General features: G+C 48.6%; 20 protein-coding genes and 5 tRNA genes. 8 read left to right on the top strand and 17 right to left on the bottom strand.

Going from position 1 to position 21,671, the window contains the following annotated elements; genetic code table 11:
- Positions 1-76 precede the first annotated feature (76 nt).
- The 7 genes from QM016_RS00330 to QM016_RS00300 form a co-directional block, all read right to left on the bottom strand.
- Positions 77-553, bottom strand: coding sequence for a hypothetical protein (locus QM016_RS00330; protein WP_282709755.1), 477 nt, complete (start codon positions 551-553; stop codon positions 77-79).
- Complete coding sequence (locus QM016_RS00325) at positions 546-878, bottom strand: hypothetical protein (RefSeq protein ID WP_282709754.1); 333 nt, start codon at positions 876-878, stop codon at positions 546-548. The genes QM016_RS00330 and QM016_RS00325 overlap by 8 nt, the downstream gene beginning before the upstream one ends.
- 196 nt (positions 879-1,074) lie before the next feature.
- Positions 1,075-1,740: a hypothetical protein gene (locus tag QM016_RS00320; protein ID WP_282709753.1), complete on the bottom strand. Its 666-nt coding sequence runs from the start codon at positions 1,738-1,740 to the stop codon at positions 1,075-1,077.
- A 2-nt stretch (positions 1,741-1,742) separates the two neighbouring features.
- Positions 1,743-3,104, bottom strand: a complete 1,362-nt coding sequence (locus tag QM016_RS00315) for a relaxase/mobilization nuclease domain-containing protein (RefSeq protein ID WP_282709752.1) — start codon at positions 3,102-3,104, stop codon at positions 1,743-1,745.
- A 2-nt stretch (positions 3,105-3,106) separates the two neighbouring features.
- Positions 3,107-3,568, bottom strand: a complete 462-nt coding sequence (locus tag QM016_RS00310; protein ID WP_282709750.1) for a hypothetical protein — start codon at positions 3,566-3,568, stop codon at positions 3,107-3,109.
- Between the two features lie 452 nt (positions 3,569-4,020).
- Positions 4,021-4,392: a hypothetical protein gene (locus QM016_RS00305; RefSeq protein WP_282709749.1), complete on the bottom strand. Its 372-nt coding sequence runs from the start codon at positions 4,390-4,392 to the stop codon at positions 4,021-4,023.
- A gap of 59 nt (positions 4,393-4,451) precedes the next feature.
- Complete coding sequence (locus tag QM016_RS00300) at positions 4,452-4,727, bottom strand: hypothetical protein (RefSeq protein ID WP_282709747.1); 276 nt, start codon at positions 4,725-4,727, stop codon at positions 4,452-4,454.
- A gap of 60 nt (positions 4,728-4,787) precedes the next feature.
- Here QM016_RS00300 and QM016_RS00295 point away from each other — a divergent pair, with 60 nt between their 5' ends.
- Both QM016_RS00295 and QM016_RS00290 read left to right on the top strand, forming a co-directional pair.
- Entirely contained in the window at positions 4,788-5,882 is a 1,095-nt protein-coding gene (locus tag QM016_RS00295; RefSeq protein WP_282709746.1) for an IS30 family transposase, read from the top strand.
- Positions 5,883-6,046: 164 nt separating this feature from the next.
- Positions 6,047-6,643 carry a DNA-3-methyladenine glycosylase gene (locus QM016_RS00290; protein WP_016477113.1) on the top strand — a complete coding sequence of 199 codons (597 nt, stop codon included), beginning with the start codon at positions 6,047-6,049 and terminating at the stop codon, positions 6,641-6,643.
- Positions 6,644-6,676: 33 nt separating this feature from the next.
- Here QM016_RS00290 and gdhA read toward each other — a convergent pair whose 3' ends face one another.
- A complete protein-coding gene (gdhA, locus tag QM016_RS00285; protein ID WP_282709745.1) occupies positions 6,677-8,008 on the bottom strand; it encodes an NADP-specific glutamate dehydrogenase in 1,332 nt (443 codons plus the stop codon).
- Positions 8,009-8,168: 160 nt separating this feature from the next.
- On the opposite strand from gdhA, the gene QM016_RS00280 reads away from it, so the two are divergent.
- A tRNA-Pro gene (locus tag QM016_RS00280) sits at positions 8,169-8,245 on the top strand.
- A gap of 22 nt (positions 8,246-8,267) precedes the next feature.
- Positions 8,268-8,343, top strand: a tRNA-Gly gene (locus QM016_RS00275).
- Between the two features lie 122 nt (positions 8,344-8,465).
- Here the strand turns inward: QM016_RS00275 and QM016_RS00270 are convergent.
- On the bottom strand, positions 8,466-9,305 hold the full coding sequence (locus QM016_RS00270) for an ABC transporter permease (protein WP_016477115.1): 840 nt from the start codon (positions 9,303-9,305) through the stop codon (positions 8,466-8,468).
- Positions 9,306-9,411: 106 nt separating this feature from the next.
- On the opposite strand from QM016_RS00270, the gene QM016_RS00265 reads away from it, so the two are divergent.
- On the top strand, positions 9,412-10,341 hold the full coding sequence (locus QM016_RS00265; RefSeq protein WP_016477116.1) for a diacylglycerol kinase family protein: 930 nt from the start codon (positions 9,412-9,414) through the stop codon (positions 10,339-10,341).
- Positions 10,342-10,464: 123 nt separating this feature from the next.
- On the opposite strand, the gene ptsP is transcribed toward QM016_RS00265, so the two are convergent.
- From ptsP to QM016_RS00240, 5 genes are all read right to left on the bottom strand, one after another.
- On the bottom strand, positions 10,465-12,168 hold the full coding sequence (ptsP, locus tag QM016_RS00260) for a phosphoenolpyruvate--protein phosphotransferase (RefSeq protein ID WP_282709744.1): 1,704 nt from the start codon (positions 12,166-12,168) through the stop codon (positions 10,465-10,467).
- 96 nt (positions 12,169-12,264) lie between these two features.
- Positions 12,265-13,302 (bottom strand): 1-phosphofructokinase family hexose kinase, encoded by a 1,038-nt coding sequence (locus QM016_RS00255; RefSeq protein ID WP_016477118.1) that lies wholly within the window; start codon positions 13,300-13,302, stop codon positions 12,265-12,267.
- A gap of 143 nt (positions 13,303-13,445) precedes the next feature.
- Positions 13,446-13,521 (bottom strand) — tRNA-Lys (locus tag QM016_RS00250).
- 13 nt (positions 13,522-13,534) lie between these two features.
- A tRNA-His gene (locus QM016_RS00245) sits at positions 13,535-13,610 on the bottom strand.
- A gap of 119 nt (positions 13,611-13,729) precedes the next feature.
- Positions 13,730-14,932: a MalY/PatB family protein gene (locus tag QM016_RS00240; RefSeq protein WP_016477119.1), complete on the bottom strand. Its 1,203-nt coding sequence runs from the start codon at positions 14,930-14,932 to the stop codon at positions 13,730-13,732.
- 260 nt (positions 14,933-15,192) lie between these two features.
- Here QM016_RS00240 and QM016_RS00235 point away from each other — a divergent pair.
- Positions 15,193-15,269, top strand: a tRNA-Arg gene (locus QM016_RS00235).
- A 66-nt stretch (positions 15,270-15,335) separates the two neighbouring features.
- Here QM016_RS00235 and QM016_RS00230 read toward each other — a convergent pair.
- From QM016_RS00230 to QM016_RS00220, 3 genes are read right to left on the bottom strand one after another with little or no spacing between them, the layout of a single operon-like run.
- Positions 15,336-16,457, bottom strand: a complete 1,122-nt coding sequence (locus QM016_RS00230; RefSeq protein WP_016477120.1) for an aspartate-semialdehyde dehydrogenase — start codon at positions 16,455-16,457, stop codon at positions 15,336-15,338.
- A gap of 14 nt (positions 16,458-16,471) precedes the next feature.
- Entirely contained in the window at positions 16,472-17,800 is a 1,329-nt protein-coding gene (locus QM016_RS00225) for an aspartate kinase (protein WP_016477121.1), read from the bottom strand.
- Positions 17,797-18,975: a homoserine dehydrogenase gene (locus tag QM016_RS00220; RefSeq protein ID WP_282709743.1), complete on the bottom strand. Its 1,179-nt coding sequence runs from the start codon at positions 18,973-18,975 to the stop codon at positions 17,797-17,799. The genes QM016_RS00225 and QM016_RS00220 overlap by 4 nt, the downstream gene beginning before the upstream one ends.
- A 191-nt stretch (positions 18,976-19,166) precedes the next feature.
- Between QM016_RS00220 and thrC the strand changes: the two genes are divergently transcribed.
- On the top strand, positions 19,167-20,663 hold the full coding sequence (gene thrC, locus QM016_RS00215) for a threonine synthase (RefSeq protein WP_282709742.1): 1,497 nt from the start codon (positions 19,167-19,169) through the stop codon (positions 20,661-20,663).
- 74 nt (positions 20,664-20,737) lie between these two features.
- Positions 20,738-21,667, top strand: a complete 930-nt coding sequence (gene thrB, locus QM016_RS00210) for a homoserine kinase (RefSeq protein WP_016477124.1) — start codon at positions 20,738-20,740, stop codon at positions 21,665-21,667.
- The last annotated feature ends 4 nt before the right edge of the window (positions 21,668-21,671 follow it).

Here is a 21,671-nt window from a genome sequence, read left to right as displayed (position 1 = left end):
CAATTAGTCACTGCGATACCTCTTTGGGTGTTATCTTTCTAGATAACACCCTATTTTTATGTTGCCTTATCTAAATTTAATCTCGTGAATCAAAACTTTGTTCAGATTTTATATAGGTATGAGAACCTTTTTCATTAATGCCTCTAGAAGCAGCTCTCATGTTCTTTCCTTCTTCTCTTAACGATACTCGCACAGGTTTTTCTTGGTAGATTTGGGTAGAATGTGCATCTTCTCTCAGAAGTTTAAGAACATCGTGCGTTTTCCCAATATTTGTAAGGGTAGCCGCTTGAGCACACTGTACAAACCATGGAAATTTTTCCTGTAATTCCTTAATTACTTTGGCAGCCTCATAGACAGCAAGGGTGTCTAGCGACTCATATCCTGAATACTGTGTATGTACAAAACCCTTGTCCTGCATAAAGGATCTTATTTCACTCCAGGCGCGTTTGTAAGCGCTTGGAGTGTCTCCAGGATAGTGGCATTTAAGCTTTTCAATATTAAGATCAAAATGGAAGGCTTTGCGTGAAGTTTCCATAGGGTTAAAGTTAGCCATAAATACGTTCTGGATTGTGTCTTCTAAGAATCTCTATAAGATCAAAAGGTATTCGTTCTTCCTCAAAGAATGTTATTGAGGAGATATTTTTCATAACCACCGGATCTTTTGAGAGCTCCTCTAAAGCTCGATATTGTGCGAACAATTGATCTTCTTGTCCTAATCTTGCATGCCATTTGTTGTAGCTAAGGCGTTCTACGTCATACTGGGAGATACTTTCATTTACATAGTCGTATAGCTCATCTGTGGTATAGCCGTTCTTTTGAGCCTTTTTCTCATCAAAGGTTACCGTGAAGCTCCAAGGAAGGTCTTCTGTCTCTACCATCTTGTCTCCTTTAGTTGTCCTCTTGCCAAATCTCTGGATATTTTGCCTGGCACCATTTACGAAACAAAAGCCAAGGAAGTGTTACGGGAAATAGCATAATTATAAAACCCCACTTAATGAGTGGTATTAATAGATTTATGACAATTACAATCATCGCTGCCATTTGATTCTCCCAAACACTTGTTCTTATCAGTAATTAGTATATATCAGTTTCTTCTAATTCTTTCAAATTCTCTAAATACGTAAGACCTCCTATGGCTTTCTCCTGTAAAGACTCTGTCGCTTTCTCTGTTTGATTTTGTTCTTGCTCTTGAGCAGCTTCTTCCGTTTTGGCCTTCTCTAAAGCTTTAAGGGAATAACCAAATCTTTGGCAAATTTCCTCATCGGTGTCTAACGGATAAGCACGTCTCAAATAGTCAAATAACCTTACAGCCTTCTCGTTCATACTTGTCGTCACCGCATCTGAGTAACATTGAACCTCTTGGTTAGCAAACTTAATAGCATTTATCATTTCACCACCCTGTCTAAACACAACTTTTTCTCCGTCCACGCTTATCTTTGCTACTCCTAAGAGTTCCTCAGCAGAAACAAGTCGCACAAAACGACCAGGTTCACGCCCAGCGTAGTAAACTGTCCGATTGGATTCGCCGTCTTTTGTCGCTGTCGTATATTGATCAACAACAGTTGAATACCAATAAACTTCCAGCACAAGACCTTGTTGCTCTAAAAGATCAAGACGCAAATCAAATTCAGATGTGATGTTGCCTCCTTCTCCCTCGCTAGCAAAAGGCTCCATTGTAGTAAAGGTTTCTGTGTTAAACTCACTTACTTTTCCCTCAAGGTAATATACGACAATCCTCATAGTTATCTTTGTCTCCTGTCCTTATCTTGTCTCGTATCCTTCTGAGCTACTTTTCTCTGTGTTTTTTGAGCATCATATGTGCTTTGTTTTTTTGATATTGATCTCAGGGTGATCTGCTTTTGTTTTCTTAGCTGAGGTTTACCTATATCTTCTTTTTTATAGGAACTTTCTGGTACTTCATCGCGAAGGTTAATCTTTTCTGCCACCTTCATTGCTCTGTCGACTCTTATATAATCCGAAGAACCCTGATTCAGACCTTTTAAAGCACTCTTATAATCACTTGTATGAACAATATTGAATTCTCTGTTAGTTTGCAGCATATCGGCAACATCCTTTAAGGTAGTTGTTCCATCACATGCAAGCCACCCGATTGTTCGCATCTTATCTATTGCAAAATACTCTAAAGAAACAAGAGTTATCGCTCGTCTTTCCTCAGAAACCCTTTTCTGGTCCTTTTCTTTAATCCGTTGAGAATCCGCTTCATTCAATCTCTCAATCACTACATTTCGGCTATATTGCTTTCCAAGAGTCATTCCTCCGGCACACCAGGTGTTATGAGTAATATGTGTGTAAAGATAGTCGCCCTTTTTTGTACGTCCAAGCTTTACTCCTAGCTCCCTAAGAGCATCCATAAACTCTCGTTCTGTGCATGAAAGCTCTCTTGCTATACGAATACGTGCTCTAAGGTCTTCTTTCCAAGACCAACCTCTATCTTTTAGTACGGCAAGCTCAGAGCGTGTGTAGTAATTATCCTGACGTGTCACACCTCTTTTATAAGTTTTAGTTCTTGATTCTTTTCTTTCAACGGAAAACCCTCGAAGAGCGCTTTTTTCTTCTGTTGTTTTTTCCCAGTCAAATGCTTTCCATCCACGCTTTTTTGCCATATCTTGAGCAAGTCTTGAAATATCACGGACTCTGGTAGGGGTAAGCCACGGTGCGAGCCTTCTACCACTATTTAGATTTGTATTATTAACGATAAGGTGAGCGTGCAAAATCCCTCTCTCACCGTTTTTTAAGCGCTCATTTGAGTCGTTGTGATAAATAATTGCAATTTGGTATCCGGGAAATGCTTTTGAAGCCCATTCTGTTGTATATGTTCTAAGTTCTTCAAGCGAAATATTATCTTTAGGATCTGGTGAAAGCACATAATGGTTATACGTTCTTACTTTGCCTCCATTAACAGAGCGATCATTGCCGTAAACTTCACGCGTCTCATCCATTTGTGCCGACCAGCTCATACCTGTGCGAGAATCGTTCTCCTCAAGCTCAAGAAAGTCACGAGCGAGTGCACGCCCATTTTTTTCTAAGTATTCTTGTACGAAACGACAGGAGGTATGCCCTGATATTGGTTTTACATAGGGCATAATTATTTTTGTCTCGAGTCAGGTAAATCAGCTTTCAAAAGTACTCTATCTTCAAGCTTTTCTACTATCTTTAAAAGCTCCTCCATACCCTCTTTGGCATTTTTTAAATACTGAAGCGCCTCTGCGGCATATCGAACAACTTCTTCCGCTCTTTTAGCATCTCTTGGAGGATTTCCATACCGCGCTCCAATAACGTTGAGTGCTCTAACTCCTTGATTGTAATTTGATCCCCAACGCCTCGATTCAATCAGAAGTTTTTTCCAGGTAGTCGAATCAATCACAATAGTCGCATCTTTGTCATCAGAAGTGCCTAATAAAGATATTGGCAGTTGCGCAAGAAATCTCATATAAGATGAAGCTGACATTCCATAGTCTGATGCCTTTATAATAATCGCTTCTTTTTCAGACGCAGTAAGACGGACATGTAGATTACTGTGCCTTACCGCTTTTTTCCTAGAGGTCATAGTTGGCCTTTCTCTTGATATCGGTTCGACTGATGTGGAGTTGTCAAACCTTGCTTTATTCGGTTTGATTGAAGCTTATCACAGCTTTAGGGGCGCGGGGCCTCCCCCGCAAAACAGAATGAGCCAAAAGGCGAAGAACTGTTTTCGACGAGATATTACGAGGAGGAAGGAAGTCGCTTTTAACTTCCTGGACAAGTGTACTTTGTATACACAAAACGAAGTTGTGTATACAAAGTACGATACTTGCTACTACATCCAAATTTGTATACACACTGATGTAGTGTAGCCCTATGATGTGTTTTCAACATCTTCTCTGATGATGCAGTCTGCATTTCTAAATCTTAAGTTTTCAATAGTCGTGTGCGTAGAGCCATCACACAAGCTCGTAGCACACGGTTCACTGTTGGAAACTTAAAACCTCATACTTTATCATTTTTGAATTTACTGTAAGCTCAATGTTTCCAGAATTGCCACCAAATGTGCTCTCTTTTTTGTATAGAATCTTCAATTGCCGGTTTATCCATAGCTTGTAATATCTGCGATGCCTTAAGACTATCCGTAACTTTGTCAGTAACCTCAAGAAGCTTGTTGGCTAGTTTCTCATTTTTCTCTTTTTCATCAAAATACAAAGCTTGCCAATCAACATCTTGATAACACTTCTGGGTTATATATGTATCTTTTTCTTGTATTTCATTTTGTATTGCATCATATCCTTTTTGTATTGCAAAACGTATTGCATCTGATTGAGTAATTTGTTGCGTTACTACAATCTCTTTCAACTGTTCAATACTTGTTTCTTCAAGTCTAAAAGTCTTAGATTTCATGTATTACTCCGTATTGCAGTTAAGACAATTCCTATGTTGTAATCCATTCATAAATGTGACTAAGACCAATTCGTTTTCTTGAACACACCTGATCGCCATTCCTGAAACATACTCACAAGAAACACAACTAAAGAAATCACAGTTATACAAAAAGCAAGAGTTACTGTTAGTTCTATTCCACCAATGCTTCCATCGGGCATTTTCCATGTTATGATCCCAAAACCGCTTTGTCTCTCTAGCTCCAAAAAGATAAAAAACGATGCTATCCCAAGTAAATAAAGAGCAAATGAAATAAAGATTCTAAGGTCTCTTTTAGGATTGCTGCTTTTAGACATAGTTTCTCCTTATTGCATACCATAAGTCTTTACTACCTTTCATTATATAAGGAGGATTGCATGACAAGAGCGGGTAAGTATCTTAATGAGCTTGAAAGATTCGTTATCGAAGTTGAATTAGCTGACGGTAATACTATTTCAGGAATAGCACGTAAACTCGGCCGCGCTCGTTGCACAATACAAAGAGAAATAGCACGCGGAAGCTGTGAGCAAATAGATAGCCGATTTCTCACAATAAATCTTGTTTATAAAGCCGACTATGCTCAAATGATGTCTATTCGAAGATCAAGTGCAAAAGGATGCGCTCTAAAAATAGGAAAAGATATGGCCTCTGCTCACCAACTCGAGACCTTAATCAAAAACAATCACTGGTCTCCAGCAGCTGCACTAGGCTACGCTAAAAGAAAGAAACTCATTTCGACAATAGTAAGCGTTCCAACACTATATTCCTATATTAAAAATGGCGTTCTCTCAATCAACGAAGATGATCTTCCGAGACGTGGATCACAGAAAAGACGAGCAGCGAGAAGATATAGACAGTCTCATCGCAACTTACGTGGCAAGTCTATTGAAGAGCGTCCGAAAAAGGTTCTTGATAGAAAGGAATGGGGACATTGGGAGGGAGATCTTATTGTTGGATCCTCCAACACAAAAGTTTCCTATCTAACCCTTCTTGAGCGTAAAACACGATATGTTATTGCTATGCGTGTTAACTCAAGAAAGAAATATGAGACTCCCCATTGCCTTGATGCACTTGAAAGGTATTTTGGAGAAACCTTTAGTAATGTATTCAAAACAATCACTTTTGATAATGGAAGTGAATTTTCCGACTGGGAAAGTATGGAAAGATCCTGTCTTAAAGATGAAAAGAGAACCCATATCTACTATGCTCATCCTTATTGCAGTTCAGAAAGAGGAAGTAACGAAAATTGTAACGGCCTTCTACGTAGAGCAGGCTTTAAAAAGAGTTCAAACCTTGGCTCTATAAAGCCAGAAGAAGCCGTAAAATTTATCTCGTGGGTTAATTCCCTACCAAGACGAATATTAGGCTTCCAAAGCGCTTTGGAAGCCTTTAGCGCAGATTATAGAAGTGTCTACGGCGTAACAAAAATATCATCTTTTCAAGAAGTTCCTCAATTGTATGCAACTGGGTAATGTGTTAACATTTTTGAAAATAAACTGCATCACTTCATTTTTAATTTTTCAAACCGCTTGATTTTTCACTATTCTCAGCACGCCCCTAAGCTTCTCAGTTTTATCAAAAAAGCAAAACGCTCTAGAATGTCAGCAAACGATACATCTCTTGTTTGGCGGTATTCATGTTTCCCGACTTTCTGGATGGCCCAGCTGATGACGTCGCGCAAAGATTGCTCGGTTGTCTATTTACACGCACTGTCACCTATGCTGGCGAGAAACACGTGCTGGTCGCGCGTATTGTTGAAACCGAAGCCTATGATGAGAGTGACCCCGCCAGCCACGCCTTTGGCGGCAAAACCGAGCGTAACGCCGCTATGTACGGACCAGCCGGCCATCTCTACGTCTATCTTTCATACGGCATGCATTTCTGCTGCAATGTAGTCTGTGGCAACAACGCTCACGGTGCCGGTGTCCTTATCCGCGCTGTTGAGCCGATCTCAGGAATTGATGTAATGCGCGCACTTCGTGAAAGCAAGAAAGTCCATAAACATTTCTTACGTGACCGCAATCTCACCAATGGTCCTGGCAAGGTTTGCGCTGCTCTCAGCATTGATTGCGCACTCTACGGTCATGATCTTCATAACGCTCCCCTTGTGCTCTCTGTCGGTCCCCTTTATGCCAACGAGCACATTCTCGCAACGCCGCGCATCGGCATCAGTAAAAACGCCGATGCGCTCAGGAGGTTTTCCATTGCAGGAAATCCTTACGTATCAAAATAATTCATCGCACGCTTTCAGAACACCAACGAACGTCTAACACACGCCCTGCGCCATCATGGCGTCAGCAACTTTCAAGAAGCCCGCAATATTAGCGCCAAAGATAAGGTTGCCGGGGTGTCCGTACTTCTCGGCAGCTTCAGAAGCGGCAGCGTAAATATTTGCCATAATATCCTGAAGCTTAGAATCAACCTCATCAAAGGTCCACGAAAGATGCTCGGCGTTTTGGGACATCTCAAGACCGGAAACGGACACGCCGCCAGCATTAGCCGCCTTTCCGGGCGCGAAAAAGACGCCATGTTCCACCAGACAGTTGGTAGCTTCAAGCGTTGTAGGCATGTTGGCGCCTTCAACCACAAAACGCGTACCGCCGGAAATCAGTTTTTGAGCGTCTGTAAGCTCAAGCTCGTTTTGCGTGGCGCAAGGCATGGCGATATCGCACTTCTCGCCCCATGGACGCTGACCTTCATGATATACGGCGTTTGGACGAGCTTCCGCGTACTCCTTGATACGAGCGCGGCGGACTTCTTTAACATCTTTCAAAAGCTCAATGTCAATGCCTTCAGGATCGTACACATAACCGGAAGAATCGGAAACGGTAATGACGTGAGCGCCCAGCTGTTGAGCCTTCTGAGCAGCATAAATGGCAACGTTTCCGGAACCTGAAATGCAGACCGTCTTGCCGTCAAGCGACTCGTTCTTCTCGGCAAGCATATGTGTAAGGAAATAAACCGCGCCGTATCCGGTTGCTTCCGTGCGGGCAAGAGAACCGCCAAACGAAAGTCCTTTGCCGGTCAGTACACCGGACCATTCGTTGCGCAGGCGCTTATATTGGCCAAACATATAGCCAATCTCGCGCGCGCCCGTACCAATATCACCGGCTGGAACATCGGTGTCAGGACCAATATGGCGGCAGAGTTCCGTCATGAACGACTGACAAAACGCCATCACTTCTCGATCGGACTTACCCTTGGGATCAAAGTCAGAACCTCCCTTGCCGCCGCCCATAGGAAGCGTGGTCAGAGAGTTTTTGAAAATCTGCTCAAACCCAAGGAATTTTAGGATTGAAAGGTTGACGGAGGGGTGCAAGCGCAGCCCGCCCTTATACGGTCCGATTGCTGAATTGAATTCAATACGATACCCCCGGTTGACCTGAACCGTCCCAGCGTCATCAACCCAAGGAACACGGAACACGATGATACGCTCGGGCTCAACCAAACGCTCAAGCAGTGACGCTCGTTCAAACTCGGGATGCGCGTCAAGAGCGGGTTGAATTGTCGTCAAGACCTCGCGCGCCGCCTGAATGAATTCCGGCTGGTCAGCATAGCGCTCCTCCAGCTCAGCAATAATCTTCTCGGAATAGCTCATAGTGCTCCCTTCATTAGTGTCTTTAACAGGATACGTCTGCTTGGCGAGAAGATTGCCCTTCTTACCAAGTTGAAACAAAATGAAAACATGAATTTCACTGTCAAATTTCAAATTGAGCATTGCTGCAAACGACAGACTCCCCTATACTTTTCTTTCGGCTCGGGGTGTAGCGCAGCTTGGTAGCGCAACTGCTTTGGGAGCAGTGGGTCGCTGGTTCGAATCCAGTCACCCCGACCAGCTTTTGTACGTTTTGCTCTATGCGGCGGTAGTTCAATTGGTAGAGCATCAGCCTTCCAAGCTGACTGTTGCGGGTTCGAGTCCCGTCCGCCGCTCCATTTTTTCTTTCATATCACACGCTTTAAGCTGTAGTTAGCGCTTATGGCACAACGCTTATGGCAAGAAGCGTTACTAACGACTAGCGCCCCTACATAAGCCGATACCATTACACAAAACGCCCTTAAATGAACAATATGAAGCGCTTCTCGAGATGGCGAAACACCGCATACCCCACAATAAGCGCAGCAAAGGCGGCTACCACGCAACCCATGACGGTGCCGCGGGAAGGCAGCTGCTGGAACAACAGGCAATCCCGGATGAAGGTGACATAATGATACATAGGGTTGAAGCGCTCGACCTGCAACATCCAGGGAGACATGATATTTACCGAGTAAAAGAGCGGTGTGCCATACATCCATGCGGTCACAACTACGCTCCACAGGTGAATAATGTCGCGGAAAAAGACTGCTAGCGCGGAGAGCAAAAGCGAAACTCCCACACAAAACAGCGCTAAAAGCAGCAGCGCCACAGGCATAAGCAGTGCATACGCCGTAAGCGGTATTTGAAAGACTACCATAACCACCGCAACGGCAATAAGCGAGAACGCATAGTTTACCACAGCAAAAAGCACCTTTTGCACGGGGAAGACAAGGCGATTAATGCGCACCTTTTTAAGAAGACTGGAAGCGTCGATGATTGAGCGCATGCCCATCGTGGTGGCATCACTCATCAGCTGAAATGCCGTATTTCCCAAAATAAGATAGAGCGGATAGTTAACCACATCTGCCGCTCGATTACCCAAAAATGTAGAGAAGACTACCGCCATAACAATCATCATCAAAAGCGGATTCAAAACCGACCACACCACACCCAGCACACTGCGGCGGTATTTCAGTTTGAAGTCCTTGCTCACAAGCTGACGCAAAATGAACTGATCGCGCTGCTTTGCCGGATACCAGGCATTGCGTCCATCAATGCTACTTTTGACGTCCTTCTCGGCACTTTTTGAAGATTCAGCCACTGCGGCATCCCTTTCCCAAACCGATTGTTTGCCGAATAATCGTAGCACAGGAAAGCATATGCAGCTAAACTAAGAGAGTATGCGAGAAATCTATCCAAGGAGTCTCATGGCACACTCCCCGCTTGGCCACACGCTGGTCATTGCTAATCCTGCAGCTCACAGTGGTAAAGGAGCAGCAGGCGCTGAATTTGCCCGCCACTTCCTGGAGAGTTACGCCTCCGCGACAAACGGCTATGAAATCCGCTTCACCGCTGACATGGGTGACGCGGTCCCTCTTGCTTCCTCCTCTGAGCATTTCGATACCGTACTGGCGCTCGGAGGCGACGGAGTAATTCACGAAGTAGTCAATGGCCTCATGAAGATTGCTCCCGACAAGCGGCCGGCGCTCGGCATTATTCCCATGGGTTCAGGTAATGATTACGCCCGCACGCTCGGCATGAAAATCAACGATGTAGAAGCCGCTCTGGCACAGCTCGTACGCGGTCACATACTCCCCATTGAGCTGGGTTTTGTTAATGGGGAATATTTTACAGAAACGCTTTCGTTTGGCCTGGACGCAGCCATCGCGCTTGATACGACCGCCCGCCGCGCTCATGACACCAGCCAGGAAGGCGAAACGCTCTTCTTTACCTCCGGCCTCAAAATACTTTCCGCAGGGTCGAAAGGATACGCATGCTCCGTTTCGTTTGATGGCGAGAAGCCCTTCGAACTTCGAGAACTTATACTGGCGTTTCAGGTTGGTCCGACGTACGGCGGCGGCTTTAAGATATGTCCGATGGCCTCGCCAACCGATGGCAGATTGACGGTCTGTTACAACTCAAAGGTTCCCGGAATTCCCCGCCTGCTGTCTCTTTTTCTGTTGGCCAAAAAAGGGCGGCACGTCAATTCAAACATCATTGAGCAGCGCCATATCGACAGAGCTGTAGTAACGTTTGCGGAGCCTGTTCCCGTGCAGGTCGATGGAGAAGAGCTCCCTTATGCCGACACCTACGAGGTACAGGTATTGCCGCGAGCGCTACGCGTTGTCATGCCGTAAGTCGCGGCTCAAATCTGTCACAAGTACGTAAAAAGGTGTTACGCGAGAAAGTCGTCGTTTTGTAACAAAAAGCCTTGACTGCCGCAAAGCAGCCAAGGCTTACATAAAGCATACGGGCAGCAGCTAGCGAGCTTCAGCCTCAAGGAGCGTGCGCACTTCAGCCGAAGTGTCGAGTTCAAGAGCACGATTTGTTAAATTATCAGCCTCTGCTTTGCTCCACGCCGCAAGCGTCTTGCGCGTGCGGAGGACGGAAGGAGCCGACACTGAGAACTCACCCAGGCCAAAGGAAATCAGAATCGGAATGAGCAACGGATCGGCCGCGGCCTCACCGCACATACCAACCATAATACCGGCTTTGTTGCCCTCTTCAATAACGCGCTTCAGCGAGCGAAGAACTGCCGGCTGATAGACCTCATAGAGATAGGCGACGCGATCGTTGCCTCGGTCTGAGCACATGGTATAGCCGATAAGATCGTTGGTGCCGATAGAGAAAAAGTCGCATTCTTGAGCCAGCTTGTCAGCAATGAGAGAGGCAGCAGGGGTCTCAATCATGGTTCCGACTTCGATATCCTTGTTGTATGCAATACCACGCTCATCAAGATCGTGCTTGCACTCCTCAACGAGAGCCTTTGCCTGTCGAACTTCCTCGACGGTAGTCACAAGCGGCAACATAATTTTAATATCACCGAACGCAGAAGCGCGCAGCAGCGCCGTCAGCTGAACCCTATACTGCTCCGGATTGTTAAGGCAGTAGCGAATGGCGCGGAATCCCATAAAGGGGTTCTCTTCCTTTTGCATATTGAGGTACGGGATGTCCTTATCGCCACCAACATCAAGCGTACGGATGATGACAGGCTTGTCTTTCATACGAAGAGCCACCTTTTGGTAGGCGACGAACTGCTCTTCTTCAGACGGAAGCTCCTTGGCATCCATGAACAGAAACTCTGAACGGAAGAGACCTACACCTTCAGCGTCAGCTTCAATAGCGCTGTTCGCATCATCGGGATTACCGATATTGGCAACAAGGAGAACCTTCTTACCGTCGGCCGTTACGGTATCTTTACCACGAAATGCTTCAAGAGCGGCCTTTTCCGCAGCATATGCCTCTGCCTGAGCGGTGTAATCGGCAAGTTCAGCGTCGGAGGGATGATAGATGACCTTACCGTGCGTTCCGTCAACAATAATCGTCGCACCGGTCGCTACCTTTTTGGTAATGTCAGCAACGGACAGAACCGCGGGAATCTCAAGAGCGCGCGCGATAATCGCCGAGTGAGAAGTACGGCCACCTGTTTCGGTAATGATGCCGCAGACATGCTCTTTGTCAATGTCAGCGGTCATGGAAGGCGTCAGCTCATGGCAAACGATGACGGAGTTCTCGGGCAGCGTTGAAAGATCTACAACGTCTTTGCCGAGAAGGTCAGCGAGCAGCCCCGTTTTGACGTCAGCTACGTCTGCTGCGCGTTCACGGAAGAGCTCGTCCTCCATGCCTAAAAACATGGTGTAGTACGTATCATAGGCGTCAACGACGGCCTGCTCCGCGCAGGTTCCTCCGTCAATCGCGCCTATAACCATATCTTTAATGCCCTCGTCTTCGGCAAACTCAATGTGAGCTCCCATAATTGCCGCGGCTTCTGGACCGACGGTCTTGGTCATGCGCTCAATCTGAGCGTTTGTCTGTCCGACAAACTTGACAACAGCTTCAGCATAGCGGGCTTTCTCGGCGGCTGCATCCTCAACAGGGTGCGGCGTAAAGGAAAGATCCGGCGCAACAGCTACTTGGGCATTTCCGATACCAATACCATTAGACGCGTTGACTCCCTCGTACATAACCACTCCTTACATACGCCGCTAACGCGGCACACCTACATCCCCCAACCGCCTTACGTACGGCGGCAAACCAACTATGTAACAGTAAGGTGTCCGCTATTTTGCTCCGGAATCACTCTTTGTGTGCGAATGATGCATGCCAAGCCAGTCTTTCTCGCGAGCATCAGCCTTTGCATGATTCGCCTTAATCTCTTCCGCGATTGCGGCAGGCATTTCGCGGCCCATTTTCTTATACAGGGCTGTGACAACGCGATCGATGGTAGCGCGCTTGGCGATGCCTTTGCTTGCTGCCGTTGCCGTACCGCAAGCAGACGCGTAGATAAGCGAGGTTTCATAATCAAAGCCCTGAGTGGTCTTGGCCAAAAAGCCACCGACCATAGAATCGCCGGCGCCGGTTGCGTTGACCAGATGGATTTTCACCGAAGGCACCACATGAGTCTCGCCGTATTCGTCCAAAAGAAGCGATCCCGAACCGCCGCAAGAAACGATTACGTTACGCGCGCCGCCCTCCTGCAGTTGTTGGGCAAACGGAACGCACTCCTCCGGAGTTTCCGGAGCGGCGTTAAAAATGCGCCCAATTTCATGATTGTTCGGCTTAATGAGGAACGGACGTCCCTTGATAGCCTCCATGAGAAGCTGGCCGGGAGCGTCAACAACAAACTGAATACCGCGGCCGGCAAGTTGCTGCATCAGACGCGTATAGATGTCCTCAGGAAGCGAATTTGGAATCGAGCCGGTTAGTACCAGCGTGTCTCCCGAGCCAACTACGTCCATGCGCCTCAAAAGCTCATCGACTTTTTTCTCGGGGATGCGAGGCCCCATGCCATTAACCATGGTCATAACGATGCCATCCAGCTTGACATTGATGCGCGTAAAGCCGGAATCAAGTTTTACAAAGTTACTGGGAATGCCCTGCTTTTGAAGGTCACTCAGAAGATAATCGCCCGTAAATCCCGCGACGATGCCCATAGCGACCGTTACCACGTCAAGTTCGTTCAGCAACGTGGAAACGTTAATGCCATTGCCGCCGCAATGCAGCTCCTCAGCTTGCGAGCGGTTGGTAAAGCCCATGTCAAGTGTGTTTGGTTGCATTACGTAGTCAAGCGCAGGGTTCAATGTCATTGTGTAAATCACGACAATTCCTCCATGACGAAAGGCATTAAACATGTACTGTCTAGTATGACGCATTTTTCTGTTTTAGGCACACAAGAATGGGAGTTTTCTAGCGAATCGCTATAACAAAGCACCCCGACAGGTGCCGGGGTGCGTCAATGCAATGGTGGATCGTCAGGGGTTCGAACCCTGGACCTTGGGATTAAGAGTCCCCTGCTCTGCCAGCTGAGCTAACGATCCAAAAGCTTCAAAATGGGGTGGGAAAAGGGGCTCGAACCCTCGACCTACGGAGCCACGGTCCGTCGCTCTGCCAACTGAGCTACTCCCACCGTTTAGCCACCTCTTGAAGCAGCTAAATCATTATTACAGAACTCGCCGATTATGCAACCCCTATTTTCAAGTTTTCCATGCGACTTCTCTCAACTGTCATTGAATTGCAGACACTATCTCAGAGACTTTCTTTTCCCACGAGCTCCAGCAACGCTTTGTCAAGACGCTCAAGCGCCTCGTCAATCTCCACACGCGGAGCCGCCAGGTTCCATCTCTTAAAACCATCGGCCGCCTTGCCAAAAAACACGCCGTCAGTAAAGAAAAGCTGCGCTTTGTTCTCGAGAAAATCGTCGAGCTCCTCATGCGTAAGGCCCAACGCACGAAAATCAAGCCATTGAAGATACGTTCCCTTGACGGGGATAAGACGGACTTCAGGGTGCTTCTCGGCAAAAAAGTTGATAACGTGGTGTTGATTGGCGTCAACAGCCACGATGCAGGCGTCAAGCCATTTTTCGGCATAGTTGTAGGCAAGCTCGCAGGCTTTGAAGCTGATGGGATTGCAGGAGGTCGTATGGTTTTCGTTCATGCGCGTGTTAAGACGCTCTCGCAGCTCAGGATTACTTACGATGATGTTTGAAAACTGGGTACCGGCGAGGTTGAAACTCTTTGAGGGCGAAGTGCAGGTAATCGTCCGCGCAACGATAGAGGGTGTAACCGTTTCAAAAACCGTGTGGCGCGAACCCGGCATGATGAGGTCATGGTGTATCTCGTCAGAGACTACGAGCAGTTCATATTTTTCGGCAATCTTGGCAATGCGGAGAAGTTCTTCTTCCGTCCACACGCGCCCTGCGGGATTGTGTGGCGAACAAAAAATCAACAAGGTATTGCTGGCATCTGACGCGAGCTTCTCAAAGAGATCAAAATCGATGTCGTATGTGAGGTCATCATTCAGAATCAGTGGGCACTCGACAAGCGTACGATGGGAGTGTTCCACAGCCAGATAGAACGGATGGTAGACCGGCGTAAAAATGATAACGCCCTCATCAGGCTTGGTAAATTCTTCTACCGCTGAAAAAATAGATGGAACCACGCCAGCGGAATTCAAAATCCATTCCGGTTCAATATGCCAGTTGTGTCGCCGCGCCATCCAGCTGGCCACCGCTTCTTTCATCTCGTCCGTTGGCTCTGAATACCCGAGCACCGCCGTATCAATGAAACGCTTCAGACCGTCAACAATCTCCGGAGCAGTATGAAACTCCATGTCGGCAACGGAAAATGGAACAATATGCGGCGGCAACTCAGGGTGAGCGCTGCGCATGGCGTTCCACTTGCGGGAACCCTCCCGACTGCGGTCAACACGAGATTCAAAATCGTAGGTCATGAAGCCTCCAAAGCAAAGAGTACCGGTTTTATATGCCAAAAAGAATATGGGACTCACAACGAGCGCCGCAAGAATAGCACAGTTTGCAGCGCATGCTCCGCCGGCGACTTTCGCATTCCATAAAAGGTAGCCGGCGCTTACAGAGACAATCGCAGCACGCGTCTGTGCACGTTTCGACAATTACGCATGATGAAATAATTCTGCGCACTTTTATCAATCGATTTTTGTAGTGCCGTTGCTATAATTGAATGCGCACATACGTCCCCTTAGCTCAGTTGGATAGAGCATCGGTCTTCTAAACCGCAGGTCAGGCGTTCGAATCGCCTAGGGGACACCAGAAATTTCAGCCGCTCGGCTAAGTCGAGCGGCTTTTTATTGTAAATGCAACACTTCGCTCCAAGAGTTAAACATAAAGAGTCTCTCTCAAATACTCGGCAATCTGAACGGCGTTGGTAGCGGCGCCTTTTCGGATTTGATCGCCACAGCAGAAGAAGGTCAGTGCGTGCGTGCCTTCCGGTGCGGAAAGATCCTCGCGAATACGTCCTACATACACAAGATCTTGATCAGACGTTTCAAGCGGCATAGGGTAAGCAAGCGCTGCCGGATCATCAACAACCTTGACGCCAGGGGCGCCCTCAAGTACGAAACGAGCTTCGTCAGCGGTAATCGGGCGTTCAAACTCAACGGTAATGGCTTCAGAGTGAGAGCGCATGACCGGCACACGCACACAGGTGCAGCTTACACGCAGGTCAGGCAAGTGCATAATCTTTCGACCTTCGTTTTGCATCTTCATTTCTTCAGAGGTATACCCTGCCTCGTCAAAGCCGCCAATTTGCGGAATCAGATTGGCGGCCAGTTGGTAGGCGAAAGGTGCAGTCTTTTCTATTGGCTCGCTCGCGACAAGACATGCCATCTCACGTTCGAGCTCTTTGAGTCCCGGCAGACCGGCGCCCGACGCGGCTTGATAGGTAGACACAATCAGCCGTTTTACACCCGCAGCCTGATGAAGCGGCCAGAGAGGCACCAGGCCGATAATGGTTGCGCAGTTAGGGTTGGCGATAATACCGTGGTGTCCCTTGATATCTTCCGCATTAATCTCAGGAATGACCAAAGGAACATTCTGATCTAAACGAAACGCGTGGGAATTATCCACGCACACGCAGCCGCGCCTGACCGCCTCGGGCAGAAGTTCTTTTGCCTGAGCATCTCCTGCCGCTCCAAGCACAATGTCAACGTTTTCAAAAGCATCGGGCTCAGCTTCCAGCACTTGGATCTTCTCGCCACAAAAATCAACGAAACTTCCGGCGGAGCGAGCGGAGGCCAACAGAACCAGTCGGGAAACGGGAAACGCGCGTTCCTCCAGACAGCGCATCATTTGCGTACCTACCACGCCGGTAGCGCCTACAATCGCTACGACTTTTCCGTTTGCGGCGACGTCAGAATTCTTTTTTAGAGAGCTAGCGGGACCTTCACATCTATGGATGGTGGCACCCTCATCCGCACGGACAGCGGAGTTTTCAATCATACGTATGAGCCTCTCTATCTCGAAACCATTTCATCGCGGACAAAACGCTCGTAAATGACGCGAATCGTGCGATCAAAATCCGCATTGTCAACGCCCACGATAATACTGATTTCTTCGGAGCTTTGCGTAATCATGCGAATGTTGATGTCGGCCTCGCCCAAAGCTCCGAAGATTTTGCCGGAGGTACCGGAGCGCTTTGACATATTACGACCGACTACAGAAACCAGCGCCAAGCGGTCTACCATCGTAATGTCGTCAGGCTCTATCTCATGGCGGATGTCGGCGATGATGGAATAGACGGTATCGCGCACATCGGCGGCATTGACCACAATGCCGAATGAATCGACACCCGTAGGAACATGCTCTACAGAAACGCCGTACCTCTCGGCTATATGAAGCGCCCGGGAAATGACACCCACCTCATTGGACATATGAGCCTTTTTGACATGTATGGCCATAAAGTCCTTACGGCCAGCAATACCGGTAATCAGATGCTCGCTCACATCGCCGTCAGCAGTTTCACGGATGACGGTACCCTTGTCCAAAGGGCTGTTGGTATTTTTGATTTGAATGGGGATATTGGCTTCACGAACGGGAAAGATAGCTTCTTCCTGCAAGACCGAAGCGCCCATGTAGGAAAGTTCGCGCATCTCGTCAAAGGTAATGCGTCCGATAGCACGCGGATGCTCAACCACATGCGGATCGGCGGAAAGAAAACCTGAGACGTCTGTCCAGTTTTCATAGAGACCCGCGTCTAGGCAGCGCGCTACAACGGCACCGGTAATGTCGCCACCACCGCGCTGAAAAAGTTTGATGGCGCCGTCAACCGTAGCGCCGTAAAATCCGGGGAGTACAAAGGAACCCTCGCGAGCAACCACATCCCGCAGACGCGAGGCTGTACGTTCCATATCCACAGTGCCATCGTGGTGAAATACGATTACATCAGCCGCGTCGACAAACGGCAGCCCCAGATACTCAGCCAAAAGGTTGCAGGTAAACCATTCGCCACGCGATACGACAAACTCAGGTGAATACTTCTTGATATGTGAGGCGAATTCATCAAATTTTTGAGCGACAGGCCACGAAAGTCTCAACCTGTCAGCAATTTCTTGAAAGCGCGCCTGAATATCAGCAAGCAGAGAGGTGCAGTCAACGTGATATTCAATGTGAGCGTTCACCAGCAGCAAAAGATCAGTGATTTTATTATCGCCACTAAAGCGCTTGCCGACAGCTGACGATACGATAAACCGGCGGTCAGGATCGGCATCGACAATATTCTTGACCTTCTCGAATTGCTCGAAAGACGCAACGCTTGACCCGCCGAATTTCACAATTTTGATCATGATTGGTCCCTCTCGCCCAGAGCCGCCATAAACGATGTAGAGTCGGTTTTGAGCGCGCCCTCGAGAAGTTCTCGCGCTTGAACGGCGATTATATCATGTACCACATAGGCACCCGGCTCATATACCGTACTGTCAGGAATGGCTGCGTTGGTGCGAATTACATACGAAGAGCGCAAAAGGTCAGGATCGTACCTGAGTGCCGGTGCGTCCGCGCGCGCACATGGATATACAGGATAATTTCCGCGCGCCACATCGATAATGTCCTGCACAACCGCGTTCGCCGTCGGATTACCTCCGGCGCCTTGTCCGTAGAATTTCAGCTCACCGATTGTGGCGCCTGTCAGTGAAATCATATTGAAGTTGGAAACAACATGCGATTCAAGGGACTCGATTGGAACAGCCACGGGCTCAACCGCTACCGCATACCGCCCATCCTCACATACGCCGTGGCCAAACAGTTTCACGGTACGTCCATGGTTGCTGAAAAACGCAAGATCGCGACGGGTAAGATTGCGGATACCCGAGGTAGGAACCGCAGTCGTACACAGCGTATCAAAGGCAACCGTTGCGGAAATAACCGTCTTGGCGCAAACGTCAAAACCGTCGATATCCGCGGAGGGCTCGCGCTCGGCATACCCTAACTCCTGCGCTTTGCCAAGCGCCTCAGCAAAATCGGTACCGTCTTTTTGCATTGAGTACACAATATAGTTTGTGGTGCCATTCATAATGCCGTAAAAGCTGGTAATAGCGTCAATTCGCTTGGCCTTTTCAATGCCAGCAATCCACGGAATGCCTCCGCCGACGCACGCTTCAATACGAAGGGCGGCGCCGCTCTTCTCGCCCGCGGATACGAAATCGGCAAAGTATGCCGCGACGACCGCTTTGTTTGACGTAACAACATGCTTTCCGGCTAAAAGTGCACGAAGCAGATACTCATGAGCAGGCTCAAGACCGCCCATGCATTCAACTACGACATCAATGGTAGGATCGCAGACGATAGTCTCGTATGAATCGGTCATGCGAACATCAGAAGGAGTGTATCCGGGACGCATCAAAATAGCGGCGAGTGTTACCTCATCCACGCGCTCATCGAGAATGCGCGCTACGGATTTGCCGACCGTACCGTACCCCAAAAGGGCAACCTTAAGCGGCCTTGTAGTTCTATGTGTTTTCATTACCAGGAGGCACTTCCCTTCTTTGAAAACCAGTGCGTCCGTTTGAGCAGTGCAGCCCGCGTACACGGACCGCGTCAACGCCTATCATTGAAATTCCGTTAACAATAATACGTGAGGGACGCCGAGTCTGACAGACCGTTAAAATACTTGAAACACGAAACTATGATGGCAGTCATATCTTCGGAGGATTCATGGACGTTCAGTACCACAGCACACGCAGCAGCCTTTCTTCTGTCAGCGCAAAACAAGCCGTTGTAAGCGGCATCGCTCCCGATGGAGGTCTCTTTGTCTCCGACGCGCTTGGCACAAAAGCCCTGGATCTAACCCGCATTTCAGGACAGGATTTTCATGCCACCGCCCACGACGTTCTTTCGACGCTTCTCGCAGACTACACTTCGGAGGAGATTGATGAGTGTATCCAAGGCGCCTATGGGCCGCAATGGGATACGCCTGCGATTACGCCTGTCACACCACTAGGAAATCACTGGCTGCTTGAGCTCTTTCACGGACCCACTTCAGCCTTCAAGGACATTGCGCTGCAAATGCTTCCCCGTTTGTTTACAAAAGCGCTTGCCGGCAGGAAGCGCAATGTCATGATTGTCACGGCAACGTCAGGAGACACCGGCAAGGCGGCGCTTGAGGGTTTCAAGGATATTCCCGGACTGGGAGTGAGCGTCTTTTATCCCGAAGGCAAGGTCTCAGATATCCAGCGCCTTCAAATGACCACGCAAACCGGGTCAAACGTTGCCGTATGCGCTGTTCGGGGCACCTTTGACAATGCGCAGACCGAGGTGAAGCGCATTTTTGCCGATAGCGAGCTTGCTGAGCACCTTCGTAGCGCCAATACGGCGCTCTCCAGTGCAAACTCTATCAATATAGGTCGCCTTGTTCCTCAAATCACCTATTACTTTGACGCCTACGCGCAGCTTGTTCGCCGCGGTGCCATTTCCCTGGGCGACCGAGTGAGCTTTTGCGTGCCGACAGGAAACTTCGGCGACGTCCTTGCGGGATACTTTGCCAAGACACTCGGACTGCCCGTAGACAGACTCATCGTAGCCTCCAATGCGAACAAGGTTCTTACGGATTTTATTCAAACGGGCACATATGATCGGCGTCGCGCCTTTAAAAAGACCATGTCGCCCTCGATGGACATTATCGTTTCATCAAACCTTGAACGACTTCTGTACTACGCCTCGGACAAAGACACCAACCTTATCGCCTTTTTGATGCGAAACCTTCGCGAGAAGGGCGTCTATACGGTTTCGGCGCAGCTGCTCGACCGCATTCGGGCGATTTTTGACTGTGGCTTTGCTACCGATGCTGAAACCGCTGCGACCATTCGTTCCACCTGGGAAGAGGAGCATGTGCTAATCGATCCGCATACCGCGGTGGCGAGGTGCGTGCTCGAGCGAGTCGCCCCCCACCTGTCCACGCGGAATAAAGCGCTGGTATGCCTGTCTACCGCAAGCCCGTATAAATTCTCGTCTGACGTCTTAGCTGCGCTTGGGAGAAAGCCTGAGAACCTTGACGACTTCGCCTGCATGGACGCGCTCGCCGAATACACCGGCACCGTTCCCCCAATTACGCTTTCGAGACTTCGTGATAACGCTATTATTCATACCGGTGTGTGTGATCAAAATCAAATGGAGAGGTTTGTGACAACAGCCTGCTCAAGGATATTCAGTTGACGCGTTTAAGCTACTTGGAGCTTCGCCGTCTGTGGTACCTGAAAGCAGAACTGTCAGAATAATTGAGGCGCACTATGCAAAAAGATATCATTTTGTCCGTTTCGGTACCGGCTACCTCGGCAAACGTAGGCGTCGGGTTTGACTGCCTGGGTCTTGCCTTCAATCTTCGAGCACTGTTTCAGTTCAGAGAGGCCGACACCCTTGAGATTGCAGGCTGCCCGCTTCGCTTTCAAAACGATGATAATCTCGTATGGCAGGCGTATACGCAGGCATGCGATAAGCTCGGCAGCGATCCTACGCCAAAGCATATCTCCATTGACTCCCCCATCCCGTTTTCAGGAGGGCTTGGTTCGAGTTCTGCCTGCGTGATTGCAGGTGTCGCCTGCGCTCTCAGCGAGTCTCACGGCGGTTGGGATCCGGAGCGTGCGCTTGATTTGGCATGCCGCATCGAAGGACACCCTGACAACGTTGCCCCCGCCATCTACGGCGGTCTGACGTCATCCTTTGTCGAAGGCGGCCACACGGTCTGCTCTCGCATTAAAATCGCGCGCGGCTTTTCTTTTGTGGCAATCGCTCCTCCCTATTCAGTTCAAACCGAAGACGCTCGCCACATTATGCCTACCGAGATTCCCCTGGAAACCGCCGTATGGCAAATGGGACGCGTAGTGGCCGTCACCACCGCTCTTGAAACCGGCAACGCGGGTCTTCTCGCTACCGCATGCGTCGATAAGTTACACGAACCCTACAGAAAGAAACTAATTCCCGACTACGAGGCACTTCGTGAGGCGGCTCTGATGGCGCGCGCGAGCACCTTTGTTATTTCCGGATCGGGCGCCGCAATGATTGCCGTCTGCGACTCTCCCGTTGTTGCTCAAGCTGTTGTGGAAAACGCTCAAAAGGTCCGCAACGACCTCTGGATACGAATCTTGAATCCGTCACTTGCAGGAACCTCTATTACCTGCGACGACGGCACCATTCATCACAATACCTTTGACGAGATTTAGGGCG

The sequence above is a fragment of the Lancefieldella sp. Marseille-Q7238 genome, assembly GCF_949152215.1.
GTDB lineage: Bacteria > Actinomycetota > Coriobacteriia > Coriobacteriales > Atopobiaceae > Lancefieldella.
Note: the sequence above shows the minus strand (reverse complement) of the source record. Positions and strands in the feature narration are given on the sequence as shown.